Origin of the sequence: Streptomyces actinomycinicus (assembly GCF_016741775.1) — a bacterium.
Classification (GTDB): Bacteria; Actinomycetota; Actinomycetes; order Streptomycetales; family Streptomycetaceae; genus Streptomyces; species Streptomyces actinomycinicus.
Genome location: NZ_JAERRK010000005.1, coordinates 190,883 through 204,502 on the forward strand (window position 1 = coordinate 190,883; position 13,620 = coordinate 204,502).

Below are 13,620 nucleotides of genomic sequence, written 5' to 3' on the forward strand. Positions count from 1 at the left end.
ACCGGACCCGCACCACCCGCGTGATCGAGCCCGGCCCTTCGGTGCAGGGCCGGGCTCCCGGGAGGGGTGGGCGGGTCAGGTCGGCAGCAGGCGGCCGACGGTGGTCTCCAGGCGGGGCAGGGCCCGCTGCCCCGCCAGTGCCAGCGCGATCGCCGCCACGACCCCGGCCCAGGCGACCGGACCGAGCGGGGTGCAGCCGAACGCGCGGCTGATGCCCGGGGTCTGGACGACGGCCACGAGGGCCACCGCGGACCCCAGGGAGGTGACCTGCACCAGGCGGCTGTCCCTGCGGTCGAGCAGTGTCTGCACGAGCTGGGTGCCGACCACCCCGCACAGCGCCATGGTGCTGGAGCGGCGGGCGGTGCCCGGGGTGAAGCGGCCGATCAGCCAGGCCGTGAGCGCGCCGAGGCAGGTGGTCAGGGCCCGGTGCCGGATCTGCCGCAGCAGGGGTTCGCCGAGTACGCCGGCGGCCTCCTCCACGTTGGTGAGGTCCGCCTCGCCCTCCTTCTCCGTCACGGCCACCGCCATCGACGGGAAGAGGTCGGTGAAGAGGTTCACCATGAGCATCTGCCGGGTGGACAGCGGCGCCCGCCCGGACAGCAGCGTGCCGAGGATGCCGAAGCCGACCTCACCGGCGTTGCCGCCGATCAGGATGGCGATGGCGTCGGCCACGCTGTGCCACAGGGCACGGCCCTCGCCGACCGCGTCGATGAGCACGGTCAGGTCGTCGTCGGTCAGCACGATGTCCGCGGCATTGCGGGCGGCGGCCGAGCCGCGGGCGCTGATGCCGACGCCGATGTCGGCGGCGCGGATGGCGGCGGCGTCGTTGGCGCCGTCGCCGACCATGCCCACCACCCGGCCGGCGTCCCGCATCGCCTCGACGACCTGGAGCTTCTGCTCCGGCGCCACCCGGGCCACCACGCCGGCGTCGCGCAGGAGCCGGGCCCGGGCCGCACGGTCCGCCGCGGCCAGCTCGTCGCCGGTGACCACGACGGTGTCCTCCGGCCAGCCCAGGTCGGCGGCGATGGCCCGCGCGGTCTGCGGGTGGTCCCCGGTGAGCATGACCGGTCGTACGCCCGCCCCGTTCAGCCCGGTCACCAGCGCCGTGGAGGTCTCCCGCGGTACGTCGGACAGCGCCAGCAGGCCGGTGAACTCCAGGTCCTCCAGCGCCCGCTCCAGGGCGTCGCTCTCCTGCTCGCCCTCGCCGAGCCGTCGTCCGGCCACCGCCAGCACCCGCAGACCGCCGCCGGCCAGCGACTGCGCGGCCTCGGAGGCGTGCGACGGAAGGCCGGGGCAGGCGGGCAGCACGGTTTCCGGGGCACCCTTGACGACGAGGACGCGCGGACTGTCCCCGCACCGGCCGACGGCGGCGGCGTACCCCCGCGCGGCCTCGAAGGGCAGTCCGGCGAGCTGGGTCCACTCCGGGTCGGGGCCGGCAGCGGCCAGCACGGCCTCGTCGGTGGCGTGCACCGGCCGGTCCGATCCGCCGTTCAGCTGGGGACAGGCCCGCGCTGCGGCCCGGATCGTCTCCGCGGAGCCGGCGTCGTCCACCGTGTGCAGCGCGCCCCCGGCGTCGGAGGTGCGCACCAGCCGCAGCCGGTTCTCGGTGAGCGTGCCGGTCTTGTCGAAGCAGATGGTGTCCATCCGGCCCAGCGCCTCCAGGGTGCGTGGGGTGCGGACCAGGACCCCGCAGCGGCTCAGCCGCCGGGCGGCCGCCAGCTGTGCCACCGTCGCCACCAGCGGCAGCCCTTCCGGTACCGCCGCCACCGCCACCGCGACTCCACCGCTGACCGCCTCGCGGATCGGGGTGCCGCGCACCAGCGCCAGCCCCGTCACCGCGGCACCGCCCGCCAGCGTCAGGGGCAGCGCCTTGCGGGTGAGTTCCTGGAGCCGGGCCTGCACCCCGCCGGCCGGGGGCTTGCGGGCGGCGAGGTGGACGGCTCGGGCGGCCTCGGTGCGGTCGCCGGTGTCGACCACGACGGCCCGGGCCTCCCCCGCTACCACGGTGGTCCCTTCGAAGACCATGCAGCGCCGGTCGGCCACGGGGGCGTGCGGGGTGGGGTCGGTCTGCTTCTCCACCGGCAGCGACTCACCGGTCAGGGCGGACTCGTCCACCTCCAGCCCCTCCTGCCACAGCAGCCGGGCATCGGCCGGCACCACGTCGTCCGCCTGGAGCTGGATCACGTGGCCGGGCCGGAGCCGGCCCGCCTCGACGGTACAGCTACCGCCGGCCGGGGCCTGCTCCTCCGGCGGCACCAGGCGCGCCTTCCGCTTCTGCTCCGCGACCAGTCCGGACAGCGCCTCCTCGGCGCGCAGCCGCTGGATCCCGCCCACCAGGGCGTTGAGATCGAGAGCCCCGACGACGAGCAGCGCGTCGACCATGGAACCGAGGATCGCCGACGCCGCCGAGCCGACGGCCAGCACCGGGGTGAGCGGATCGTGCAGCTCCCCGCGGACGGCCCGGCCCAGCCGGTAGGACCAGCGGGCCGGTGCGGCGGCCGGGTGCCTGATCACGCCCCCCGCCCTCTTGCGCAGCCGGGCGGTCAGTTCTTCGTACGGACCGGTGTCGGCGGCCGGCTCGTGCTCCAGTCGTTCCCGGGCCTGGTCGGGGTCCAGTTCGTGCCAGTGCACGCGGGGACGGGGGTGCGGGGCGCGGGCCGCCGCCACGCCGAGTGCGGCCCGTATCCCGGAGAGCAGGGCCGACGCGGCACCGGCGTCGACGGGTGCGTGCCGCAGCCCCGGCAGCACGGCCCGGCGACCGCCTCCGCCGCCGGACTCGCCGACCGCCACCAGCAGTCCCGACAGGGCGGCACCGGAGCGGGCCAGGGTCTGGGCACGCCGGCCGACCCCGCGGGCCGCCGGGACGGCGGTCAGTACCCGCCACAGGTCCGGCAGCCCGTGCAGGGCGAGGATGTCCGCGCTCCACACCACCGCGCCGTCGCGGTCGGTGAGCGCGATCGCGATGTCCGCGGCGCGCAGGGCGGCCAGGACGTCGTGGTCGTCGGCCGACCGCACCCGGGCGGCGACCAGCACGGCGCCGCCGTCGCCGCCACCGGCCTCGTACACGACGTCGTCCAGCGGCCGGCGGGCGTCCACCACCTGGTCCGCGAGGCCGGTGAAGTCCTCCAGCGCGGGATCGTCCACGAGCACCACCCGGAGTCCGGCCCGGCGGGCCGCGTCCAGTACGGGCTCGGCCCACGGGTCGGCCTCGCCGTCCTCGGTGCGCAGTGCCCCGGCGTGCAGGACGACTGTGCCGGCCATCTCCAGCTGACGCAGCCGGTCCGGATCGCGCACGAGCACCCCCGCACGGGCCAGGGCCGCGCTGAGTACGGCGTGGAAGGCGGCCGGGCCGTAGCGGGCGGCCTTCGGGGAGCCGGCGAGCACCGCCTCCGCCGCCTCGGCCCCGTCGTGCTTGACGAGCATGGTGGCCACCGCGCCCAGCACACTGCCCGCGGAGGCGTGCGCCGCGTACTCCTGCGCCGGGGAGACGTGCAGCGACGGGCGCGGCGGTCCTTCCTGAGCGAGGCTGAGCCGGCCGGGCGCGCAGAGCCGGTCGTGCAGCGATTCGAAGGCGGCCGAGCGTGCCACGGTCTCGGCCACCTGGCAGGCGCGCAGGGCGCCGTCGAGGATCAGGGAGGTCGGGCTCTGACCGACGCCGTGGACGGCGGCGTTGGCGCAGGCCAGGGCGAGGTCCATGCGGGTGTCGCCGAGCCGGGCGCGCAGCCGGGCACGGAAGCGCGGGTTCTCCCGCAGCAGGGTCACCACCGCGGTCAGCACCCGTGGCGAGGGCGGCAGCCGCAACGCGTACGCGGTCAGGGCCACACCGATGCCGACGCCGTCGGCAGCGAGCGTGGCCACCGCGGCGCGCACCCCGGCCGGGTCCGCCGGGTGCGTGGTCTCCTCCACGTCCCCGCCGGCGAGCGCGAGGCCGTGCCGTGCGGCCAGGTCGGCAGCGTGCTCCAGGACCCGGTCGGCGGCCTCCTCCTCGGTCGCGGTCACCACCAGGCGGGCCAGTCCCTCGTCCCAGTAGGCGATCAGCACGTCGGGCCGTTCGGCCAGTGCTTCGGCCACCCGGCGAGCCAGGTGGGCCGTGCCCCCGGCGCGCCGGACGTGGTCCTCCTCCAGTGGCCGCAGGGCCAGGTGCGAGCGGGCGCCCGCGCGCCAGTGCGCGCCGGCGCCGGGCAGTGCGTTGCGAGCCACCCGTGTCACCCGTGCGGCGGCGTCAGCGCCGCGCACACCGGCGCGCGCGGTTCCGGCGGCGGCGCCGGCGGCCATGCCGACCGCCGGTGCCGCCGCTCGTGCGAGCAGCCGCGGGGCCGCGGGCAGCAGGCGGGCGGCGGCAGCGGGTACCGTCAGCAGACCGGGGGCCATGTCCCTCCTCAGAGTGTGGTGCGGTCGGGCCGCGCGGCGGGCCCGAGGGGGCCGGAGGACGGTTTGGCGGCCGATGCCCGGACGCCGTGGGCGGCCTCGGGCGGGCTGGCAGCCGCCGTGCCGCCCGGCTCTCCCTTGACCCGGCCGGACGCCCCGGCGCGGTGGGACGGCCCGCCGCCCGACCTGAGCGCCGCGGTGCCGATGTCATGTGCGGGTTCGGGCTGTGAGGGCGCGGGCCGGGGCTGGGTGAGCCAGGCCACCGCGGCTCCGGTGAGCGCCACGGGCCACTCCACCACTCCGGCGGCACCGAGCACCCCTGCCCCGGCGTACACCGCCATGCGCCGTCCGCGGGGCGAGACGGCGCCGACCTTGTCCAGCGTTCCTTCGGCGGCCCTGCCCACCGCTCCGGCGCCGGGCACCCTGCGCAGTACCGAGGCCGCGCCGCGCAGGGGCGCCGTGAGGACCGACGACGACTTCTGCTCAGCCATGACTCTCCTCGGGTGAGAACGTCTTGCGTGCCCACCGAGTGCCCACAACCGTGCTGGTCACCCAAGTTTTTCCGGGCGGTCGCGCCGACGCCATGCGGGCGGGCGGGCGGGGCCGCTGATCCGGGGCGTGTGCCGGGGGGCGGGACCGCTGGTGCGGGCGCCGTGCCGGGGGGTGCAACCGGTCGCTGGTGCCGGGCGCGGGATCGCTGGTGCGGGCGCGTGCCGGGGGGTGCAACCGCTGGTGCGGGGTGCGGGGTCGCTGGTGCGGCGGTCGGTGCGCGGCCGGGGGTGAGCGCCCGCCGCACGGCGCTCACCTCGGGTCGCGGTGGCTCAGCGCGCGTCGTCGCGCAGGTCCAGTTCCGCGGCCAGCTGGCGCCGGTAGTCGGAGTAGGCCGTGCGCAGCGCCTCGCCGGGCCAGTCGGCGGGCAGCAGGGCGGGCGGCAGGACCGGGTCGGCGAGGAGGTGGCGGACGGCCGCCGCGTAGCCGGTGAGGCGGTCGGCCGGACGGTCGGCGCCGGTCGCGCGGGCGAGCAGCGAGCGGGCACCGGCCGCCCAGTCGGCCAGCGGCCAGAGCCGGGCGGCCAGGTGACGTGGGGGTTCCTCGGGGCGGGCGGTGTACGTCAGGGCCACTTGGTGCAGGCCGGCCGGCAAAGGGCGGTCCAGGTTGGCCGGGCGCAGCCAGACCCCCTCGCGGAGTTCCGCCAGGCGAAGGCCGGTGAGGCGGGCGCGCAGGTCGGCGCGTTCGGCGGGACCGCGGCCCGTCGCCGTGATCACGACCATCTCCCAGTCGCCGTCCCACGCGCGCGTGCGCGGGCGCACGGCGTCGTCCTGTCGCCGCTGCCGGGCCAGCAGCCGGTCGCTGAGCCGGTAGACGGCGTCGGTGCGCCGCAGGTCTCCCGCGGCGACCATCCGGCTCAGCGCGGCCCGGAGCGTGGAGCCGCCGACCCCGAACGGCTCGACCAGCCGGACCAGGTCCTTCACCGGCAGCTCCGGCGGATGCGTGCCGAGCAGCAGGCTCAGCACGACCGACCGGGCCGACAGCGGTCGCAGGCCGACCGCATCCGGTTCCGCCGAGACGTTCATGCGCATGGGTCCGTACTGTACGTGCGCCCTGTTGTTGCATCATTGCTACAGTCGCAGGAAGAGTGCAACATGCTCGTATGGTCTCGATTCCCGCGCAGCAACTGCCGTCACCGGCCCAGCCGTCGACCGCCACGCACGACGTCACCAACCAGGCTCCGCCTCTCGCCCCGTACGACGCCTCCGACGACCCGGCCCTGCTGGAGGGGCTGCGGCGGGAGGGCGCCGGCTGGGCCGAGGAGGACCTCCGCCGGCTGGGGGCCCGGGCCGGCAGCGCCGAGGCGCAGGAGTGGGGGGAGCAGGCGAACCGCCACGAGCCGGTGCTGCGCACCCATGACCGCTACGGCCACCGCGTCGACGAGGTCGACTTCCATCCCAGCTGGCACCATCTGATGCGTACGGCGGTGGCCGAGGGCCTGGCCGGCGCCCCGTGGGCCGACGAACGGCCGGGGGCGCACGTGGCCCGGACCGCCGGCGGTCTGGTGTGGGGGCACACGGAGGCGGGGCACGGGTGCCCCACGTCGATGACGTACGCCGCCGTTCCCGCCCTGCGGGTGCAGCCGGATCTCGCCAAGGTGTACGAGCCGCTGCTCACCAGCCGCGAGTACGACCCGGAGCTGCGCGTCCCGGCCGAGAAGCCGGGACTGCTGGCCGGGATGGGCATGACCGAGAAGCAGGGCGGCTCCGACGTCCGGACGAACACCACCACAGCCACACCCACCGGCGAGCCGGGCGTGTACACGCTGCGCGGGCACAAGTGGTTCACGTCGGCGCCGATGTGCGACGTCTTCCTGGTGCTCGCGCAGGCCCCCGGCGGGCTGTCGTGTTTCCTGGTGCCGCGCATCCTGCCGGACGGCAGCCGCAACACCTTCCGCATCCAGCGGCTGAAGGACAAGCTGGGCAACCGGTCCAACGCCTCCTCGGAGCCGGAGTTCGACCGGACCGTGGCGTGGCTGGTGGGGCCGGAGGGGCGTGGCGTGAAGACCATCATCGAGATGGTCAACTGCACGCGGCTGGACTGTGTGATGTCCTCGGCGACCCTGATGCGCAAGACGCTGGTGGAGGCGGGGCACCATGCCCGGTACCGCAGCGCGTTCGGTGCCCGGCTGATCGATCAGCCGCTGATGCGCAACGTCCTGGCCGATCTCGCGCTGGAGTCGGAGGCGGCGACGACGCTCACGCTGCGGCTGGCCGGCGCGGCGGACCGCGCGGTGCGCGGGGACGCCGGGGAGCGGGCCTTCCGGCGCATCGCGACGGCCGTCGGCAAGTACTGGGTCACCAAGCGGGGCCCGGCCTTCACCGCCGAGGCCCTGGAATGCCTGGGCGGCAACGGGTACGTCGAGGACTCCGGCATGCCCCGGCACTACCGGGAGGCGCCGCTGCTGTCGATCTGGGAAGGCTCCGGGAACGTCAACGCGCTCGACGTGCTGCGCGCCCTCGGCCGGGAGACGGACACCGCCGACGCCCTGTTCGCCGAACTCGCCCTCGCGCGCGGCGCGGACGCCCGCCTCGACACGGCCGTGGCCGCACTGAAGGACGAATTGGCCGGAACCGATCAGATGGGCGCGCGCCGGCTGGTCGAGCGGATGGCGCTCGCCCTGCAGGCCTCCCTGCTCGTCCGGCACGCTCCGCACCCGGTCGCGGACGCCTTCTGCGCGACCCGGCTGGCCGGCGACTGGGGCCATGCGTTCGGCACGCTGCCCTCCGGCACCGCCCTGGACGCCGTCCTGGAGCGCGCTCTGCCCGGCCGGAACTGATCCCCTCCGCGCACGCGTGCGCGCAGTCCCCTCCCGTGGCCGGTGAGCGCCGACGGATCGCACACAGTCAGCAAGTGCTTGCGGACCGTTGTCAGTGCGGTGGTGCACACTCGCGATCAGGTGGCACTCGCCTGGGGAGGACAACGTGTTCACGGGGATCGACGAGGTCGACTGGGCCTCGCTGCGGCACGCGCACGGCAGCGCGGAGGACGTGCCCGTCTGGTTACGGGCCCTGGCGTCCGAGGACGCCGCCGAGCGTGCGACCGCGCTCGACGGGCTGTACGGCGCGGTGCACCATCAGGGGAGGGTGTACGACTCGACGCTGGCATGCATCCCTTTCCTGTTCGCGCTGGCGGCCCGCGAGGAGGTGCCCGACCGGGGCTCGGTCGTGGAACTGCTGGTGAGTATCGGCGGGGAGAGCGCCGTGACGGACCGGCGGGCGCGGGACGCGGTGTGCGAGGGCGCCGGGGCCTTCGCCGCCCTCGCCGGGGACCCGGTGCCGGCCGTGCGCCGGGCGGCCGCCGGGGCCCTGGTGCGCTTTCTGGACGAACCCTCCCGGGTTCTGGAACTGCTGCGGCAGCGGCTGCGGGCCGAGCGGGACGACCGGGTCCTGCCGGCCCTCACGGAAGCCCTCGGTCTGTTCGCGCACCGGCACCCCGCGCACGCCGGCGCGGCGGTGGACCTCCTGGCCGAGCAGAGCGCGCCGCCGTACGCGCCGGGGCTGCGGCTCGCGGCGCTCGGGCAGCTCGCGCTGCGGGCGCCGGACCGGCTCCCCGCCGACCTGGTGCCGACCGCCGTCCGGCTGCTCCGGCAGCGGTCCGCGCACCGCAGCCGGGCACAGGAGCACTGCGGCGCCGACACCCTCGTGGGGCGAATACGGCGGCTGCGCCCGTCCGACGAGGAGGGCGCCGTGCTGCTGCGTACCCTGCACGGCGCGCTCGGGGACCGGGTGGACGACCGGATCGCCCTTCTCACCGGGCAGTTGACCAGTCCGGAACCGGTGGACCGGTGCAATGCCGTGTGGATGTCGGCGGGACTGTTCCGCGGCTGGCGCGGCGACTACGGCGGGCCGGTCCGCCTGCTCGGCGCCCAGCTGAGCACCGAGCAGGACCGGTTGCGGGACGCTGCCGTCTCCGTGCTGGCGGAGCTGTTCACCCTGGCCGCGCCCGCTGCGGACGACCTGCACTCACTGGTGACCGCCCGGCCCGATCTGTGGACGCACCGCTGGGAGCGCTGCCCGCCCACGCTGGGCGGCCCGCTCAAGGCCCTGGCCAGGAGCGGGGATCCCCGCGCGGTCCCGCCGCTGGCCCAGCTCCTGGCCGGGCCGGCGGCACCCGTCGGCCTGGGGCAGGAGGCGGCGCACCTCGGCCGGGCCGCGGCTCCCCTGGCGCCCGCGTTACGGCACCGGCTGGGCCGGATCCCGCTCACCTCCCCCGCCGCGGCCCGGCTCGCCTCCCCGCTGCTGTCGGCGGTCGCGGCCGTCCGCGACGAGGCAGCGGTGCCCGAGGTGTTGAGGCTGCTCTCCGGCGCTCCCGACGGCCTGGGAGCACGGGAGGCGGTCGTCGGCGAGGTGGTGGCGACGTTGGCGGCGCTCGGGGCCACCGTGGAAGCCGTCCCGCTGCTGCGCGCCCTGCTGCACACGCGGCACGCGGCCCTCACGGCGGGCGCCCTGTGGTCGGTGGACGGGGACGCCACGGCCGTACTCCCCGTCCTCCTGCGCGAGTTGACCGGGTCCGATCCCGGGGCCCGCGGCGACGCCGCCCGGCAGCTGGGCGGGATGGGCCCGGCCGCCCGTACCGCCCTGCCCGGCCTGCACCGGCTCGCCCGGTCGGGTCCGGCGCGACAGCGGGTGCCGGCGGCGTACGCCCTGTGGCGCATCACCGCGGACCCCGGCCCCGTACTGCCCGTGCTCAGGGCCGCCTGGACACAGGACCCGCGCGGCCGGGGCGCGGTCGCCCGCTGCCTGACCGCGATGGGTCCGGCCGCGGCCCCCCTGCGGGACCTGGTCGCGGCGGAACTGGCCACGCCACGCCGCCACACGGGCCGTGAGGTGGCGTACGGCAGCCGTGACATCCCGGAGGACGAGGAACTGGTGCGGATGTGCCGGGAGGTCGTGGGAAGGCTGTGACGGAGGGGTCGCCGCAGGTCCGCTTCAGACCATCCGGCCCCACTGCGGGCCGAGTCGGGCCCATTCCGTGTCCCAGGCGTCCATACGGCGCCGTTCCAGGCGGCCTCGTACGGCCAGGCCGCCGACGAAGGGGACGGCCGCGGTGCTCACGCCGGCCAGGATGCCTATCAGGGTGGCCCGGAAGGCGGCCTCCGAGGCGGTCGTGGGGCGGCTGACGAGGTGGCCCTGCGGATCCGTCCAGACCGTGACCGGCGAACCGGCCTTGCTGCCGGGCTCCACCCGTACCTGGCCGGTGTGGGTGGAGCCTTCGGGCATCGTCCAGCGGGCCTTGGCCCAGACCCGTTCCCCGGCGGAGGTGTGGGTGCTATGGGCCGGTGCCGATCCGGGGACCTGTGCGACGACGCGGGCGACGGCGGGCCGCGATGTGACGCGCTCGTGGGCGAGTCCGTGCTCCACCGAGCGGGCCGCCGCGTAGCCCGCCAGCACGCCGCTCAGGACGGTCAGCAGGCAGGCACCGAGGACCACCCAGGCCTCCACCACGTCGGCCCGGCGTTTGAGCGGGTTGCGCCGCCAGCGCCACAGCCACACCTTCGGACCACGGAACGCCTTCAAAGGCATCCTCCTCACGAGCGCACCGACCGGCCGACCGCCCTCCCATACGGGAGAGATCGCTCCGTTGCTCACGACGAACCCCCTGCACGACGGTCGCACGACACACCGCTCCCGCGCAGGCGCATGCCGGAACGGGCCGGCCCGGTCTTTCCGGCGGGCCGGCGACACAGCCCGCGACCTGCGGCGGGGCGCATGGCGGGGAGAGTGTCAGCGGTGGGGTGCAGACTGGCCGATAACTGACGACTACCCGGACGAAGACGTCCCGGAGGTGATCGGCATGGCCGAGGTACTGCTCGCGGTGGGCACCCGTAAAGGGCTGTTCATCGGGCGGAGGCGGGGCGGTGGCCCCTGGGAGTTCGACGAGAGCCCGTACTTCAATGCGCAGGCGGTCTATTCGGTCGCGATCGACACCCGGGGCGACCGGCCGCGGCTGCTGGCGGGCGGGGACAGCCCGCACTGGGGTCCGTCGGTGTTCCACTCCGACGACCTCGGCCGCACCTGGACCGAACCGGCGCAGCCCGCCGTCAAGTTCCCCAAGGACACCGGCGCTTCCCTGGAGCGTGTCTGGCAGCTGCACCCGGCCGCGGCCGAACCGGGCGTCGTGTACGCGGGCACGGAACCGGCGGCGCTGTACCGGTCGGAGGACCGCGGCGAGAGCTTCGGGCTGGTCCGGCCGCTGTGGGAACACCCGACGCGCTCGCGGTGGGTGCCGGGCGGCGGCGGTGAGGGCCTGCACACGGTGCTCACCGACACGCGTGACCCGCGGGCGGTGACCGTGGCCGTGTCGACGGCGGGGGTGTTCCGTACGACGGACGGCGGCGCCAGCTGGACACCGTCCAACTCGGGGGTCTCCGCGGTGTTCCTGCCGGATCCGAACCCGGAGTTCGGCCAGTGCGTGCACAAGGTCGCCAGGGACGCGGGCGACCCGGACCGGCTGTACCTGCAGAACCACTGGGGGGTGTACCGCAGCGACGACGCGGGCGGGCAGTGGTCCGACATCGGCGAGGGCCTGCCGTCCACGTTCGGCTTCGCGGTGGCGGCCCATCCGCACCGCGGCGGTACGGCGTACGTCTTCCCGATCAACGCCGACGCGGACCGGGTGCCCGCCGGGCGCCGCTGCCGGGTCTTCCGCACCGCGGACGCGGGCCGGTCCTGGGAACCGCTGTCCGAGGGGCTGCCGGAGGAGGACCACTACGGCACGGTCCTGCGGGACGCCCTGTGCACCGACGACGCCGATCCGGCGGGGGTGTACTTCGGCAACCGCAACGGCGAGGTGTTCGCCTCGGCGGACGACGGCGACAGCTGGCAGCTGCTGGCCGCGCATCTGCCGGACGTCCTGTGCGTGCGGGCGGCGGTGACCGGCTGACCCGGCGGGCGGGGTGCCCGGGCGTCGGCGGGCCGTGCTCCGGCCATCGGTTGATCGCCGGCCGCCGTACGGCAGTAGGGTGACGCCCGTGGCACCACGACCCTTGCATGAAATCGTCGAACCGGGCTGGGCGAAGGCCCTGGAACCCGTCGCCGGACGGATCGCCGAGATGGGCGACTTCCTGCGCGCGGAGATCGCCGCGGGGCGCACCTACCTCCCGGCCGGCCCGAACGTCCTGCGGGCCTTCCAGCAACCCTTCGACGAGGTGAGGGTCCTGATCGTCGGTCAGGACCCCTATCCGACCCCGGGGCACGCGGTGGGCCTGTCGTTCTCCGTGGCGCCCGAGGTGCGCCCGCTGCCGCCGAGCCTGATCAACATCTTCCGCGAACTGAACAGCGACCTCGGTCTGCCCCAGCCCTCCAGCGGAGACCTCACGCCGTGGACGCAGCAGGGCGTGCTGCTGCTCAACAGGGCGCTGACCACCGCGCCGCGCAGTCCGGCCGCGCACCGCGGCAAGGGCTGGGAGGAGGTCACCGAGCAGGCGATCCGGGCGCTGGCGGCACGCGGCAAGCCGCTGGTGTCCGTCCTCTGGGGGCGTGACGCCCGCAACCTGCGCCCGCTGCTGGGACGTCTGCCGGCGGTGGAGTCCGCGCATCCCTCGCCGATGTCGGCCGACCGTGGCTTCTTCGGCTCGCGTCCGTTCAGCCGGGCCAACGACCTGCTGATCCAGCAGGGCGGACAGCCGGTGGACTGGCGTCTGCCGTGACCGGACCGGGGTATCTCGCCGTGGACTCCGGCGGTTCCGGTCTCCGGGTCGCCGTCGGGGTACCGGGCCGGGACCCCACGGCCCGGGGGGAGACCCGGGAGCCGGTCCGTACGGGTGCGCGGGGCATCGACCCCGCTCATCTGGTGGAACAGCTCGTGCCGCTGGCCCGGGCCCTGGCCGCCGAGGCCGGGGTCGGCGAGCTGGGCACGGCCGTGGTCGGCGCCGCCGGGTTCGCCACCCTGGGCGACGGGCTGCGCGCCGAACTGCCCGGCGCCCTCGCCCGGGAGCTGGGCGTGCGCAGCGTGGCCCTCGCCGCCGACGCCGTGACCGCGTACGTCGGCGCCCTCGGCCCGCGTCCCGGCGCCGTCCTGGCCGCGGGCACCGGCCTGATCGCCGTCGGCACCGACCTGACGGGCTGGCGGCGGGCCGACGGCTGGGGGCATCTGCTGGGCGACTGCGGAAGCGGTGCCTGGATCGGCCGGGCGGGCCTGGAGGCCGCGCTGCGCGCCCACGACGGCCGCGCCGGCGGCTCCCGCGCGCTGCTGGCCGGCGCCGAGGAACAGTTCGGCCCGGTGCGCGGCCTGCCCGGCCGGCTCTACCCGCGCACCGACCGGGCCGCCGTACTGGCCTCGTTCGCACCGCGGGTGGCCGCGTGCGCCGCGGACGACGCCGTCGCCGCGGGCATCCTGCGCGCCGCGGCCCGGCACATGGCCGAATCGGCCGCCGCCGTGTGCCCGGGCACGGGCGAGCCCGAAGTGGCGTTCACCGGCGGTCTGTTCCGGATGGGCGACCCGCTCCTCGTACCGCTGGGTGAGGAGTTGGCACGCCGGCTGCCGCATGCCCGGCAGGTGCCCGCCGAGGCGGATCCCCTGCACGGGGCGGTCCGGATCGCGGACGGGCTGGCGACGGGGCGGCTCACCCTGCCGGGTGAACCGGCGATGCTGTGCGTGATCCACGTCCAGGGTGTTTGAGGGTTCACGGGAACGCTTCCGGCCGGATGCCGGCCCATGTCTCCGGCCCATGTCTCCGGCACGTGCCCGGGACATGTGTCC

Annotated in this window: 9 protein-coding genes; 5 read left to right on the forward strand and 4 right to left on the reverse strand. The window is 76.0% G+C overall.

The genetic code is table 11. From position 1 onward, the window contains the following. Nucleotides 1–75: 75 nt before the first annotated feature. From JK359_RS12610 to JK359_RS12620, 3 genes are all read right to left on the reverse strand, one after another. Nucleotides 76–4,371: a cation-translocating P-type ATPase gene (locus tag JK359_RS12610; protein WP_201835038.1), complete on the reverse strand. Its 4,296-nt coding sequence runs from the start codon at nt 4,369–4,371 to the stop codon at nt 76–78. An 8-nt stretch (nt 4,372–4,379) separates the two neighbouring features. Further along, complete coding sequence (locus JK359_RS12615) at nt 4,380–4,859, reverse strand: hypothetical protein (protein WP_201835040.1); 480 nt, start codon at nt 4,857–4,859, stop codon at nt 4,380–4,382. A 330-nt stretch (nt 4,860–5,189) separates the two neighbouring features. Beyond that, nucleotides 5,190–5,948 carry a PaaX family transcriptional regulator C-terminal domain-containing protein gene (locus tag JK359_RS12620; RefSeq protein ID WP_201835042.1) on the reverse strand — a complete coding sequence of 253 codons (759 nt, stop codon included), beginning with the start codon at nt 5,946–5,948 and terminating at the stop codon, nt 5,190–5,192. 71 nt (nt 5,949–6,019) lie between these two features. Here JK359_RS12620 and JK359_RS12625 point away from each other — a divergent pair, with 71 nt between their 5' ends. Together JK359_RS12625 and JK359_RS12630 are read left to right on the forward strand one after the other, a co-directional pair. Beyond that, nucleotides 6,020–7,696 carry a DNA alkylation response protein gene (locus JK359_RS12625; RefSeq protein ID WP_201835044.1) on the forward strand — a complete coding sequence of 559 codons (1,677 nt, stop codon included), beginning with the start codon at nt 6,020–6,022 and terminating at the stop codon, nt 7,694–7,696. Nucleotides 7,697–7,841: 145 nt separating this feature from the next. Then, on the forward strand, nt 7,842–9,824 hold the full coding sequence (locus tag JK359_RS12630; protein WP_201835046.1) for a HEAT repeat domain-containing protein: 1,983 nt from the start codon (nt 7,842–7,844) through the stop codon (nt 9,822–9,824). Nucleotides 9,825–9,848: 24 nt separating this feature from the next. Here the strand turns inward: JK359_RS12630 and JK359_RS12635 are convergent, their stop codons facing one another. Continuing rightward, nucleotides 9,849–10,436, reverse strand: a complete 588-nt coding sequence (locus tag JK359_RS12635) for an Rv1733c family protein (RefSeq protein ID WP_443729081.1) — start codon at nt 10,434–10,436, stop codon at nt 9,849–9,851. Between the two features lie 277 nt (nt 10,437–10,713). On the opposite strand from JK359_RS12635, the gene JK359_RS12640 reads away from it, so the two are divergent. From JK359_RS12640 to JK359_RS12650, 3 genes are all read left to right on the forward strand, one after another. Next, complete coding sequence (locus JK359_RS12640) at nt 10,714–11,802, forward strand: WD40/YVTN/BNR-like repeat-containing protein (protein WP_201835050.1); 1,089 nt, start codon at nt 10,714–10,716, stop codon at nt 11,800–11,802. 88 nt (nt 11,803–11,890) lie between these two features. Beyond that, nucleotides 11,891–12,568, forward strand: coding sequence for a uracil-DNA glycosylase (locus JK359_RS12645; protein ID WP_201835052.1), 678 nt, complete (start codon nt 11,891–11,893; stop codon nt 12,566–12,568). Next, nucleotides 12,565–13,539: an N-acetylglucosamine kinase gene (locus JK359_RS12650; protein WP_201835054.1), complete on the forward strand. Its 975-nt coding sequence runs from the start codon at nt 12,565–12,567 to the stop codon at nt 13,537–13,539. Before JK359_RS12645 ends, JK359_RS12650 begins: the two co-directional genes overlap by 4 nt. Nucleotides 13,540–13,620: the final 81 nt, after the last annotated feature.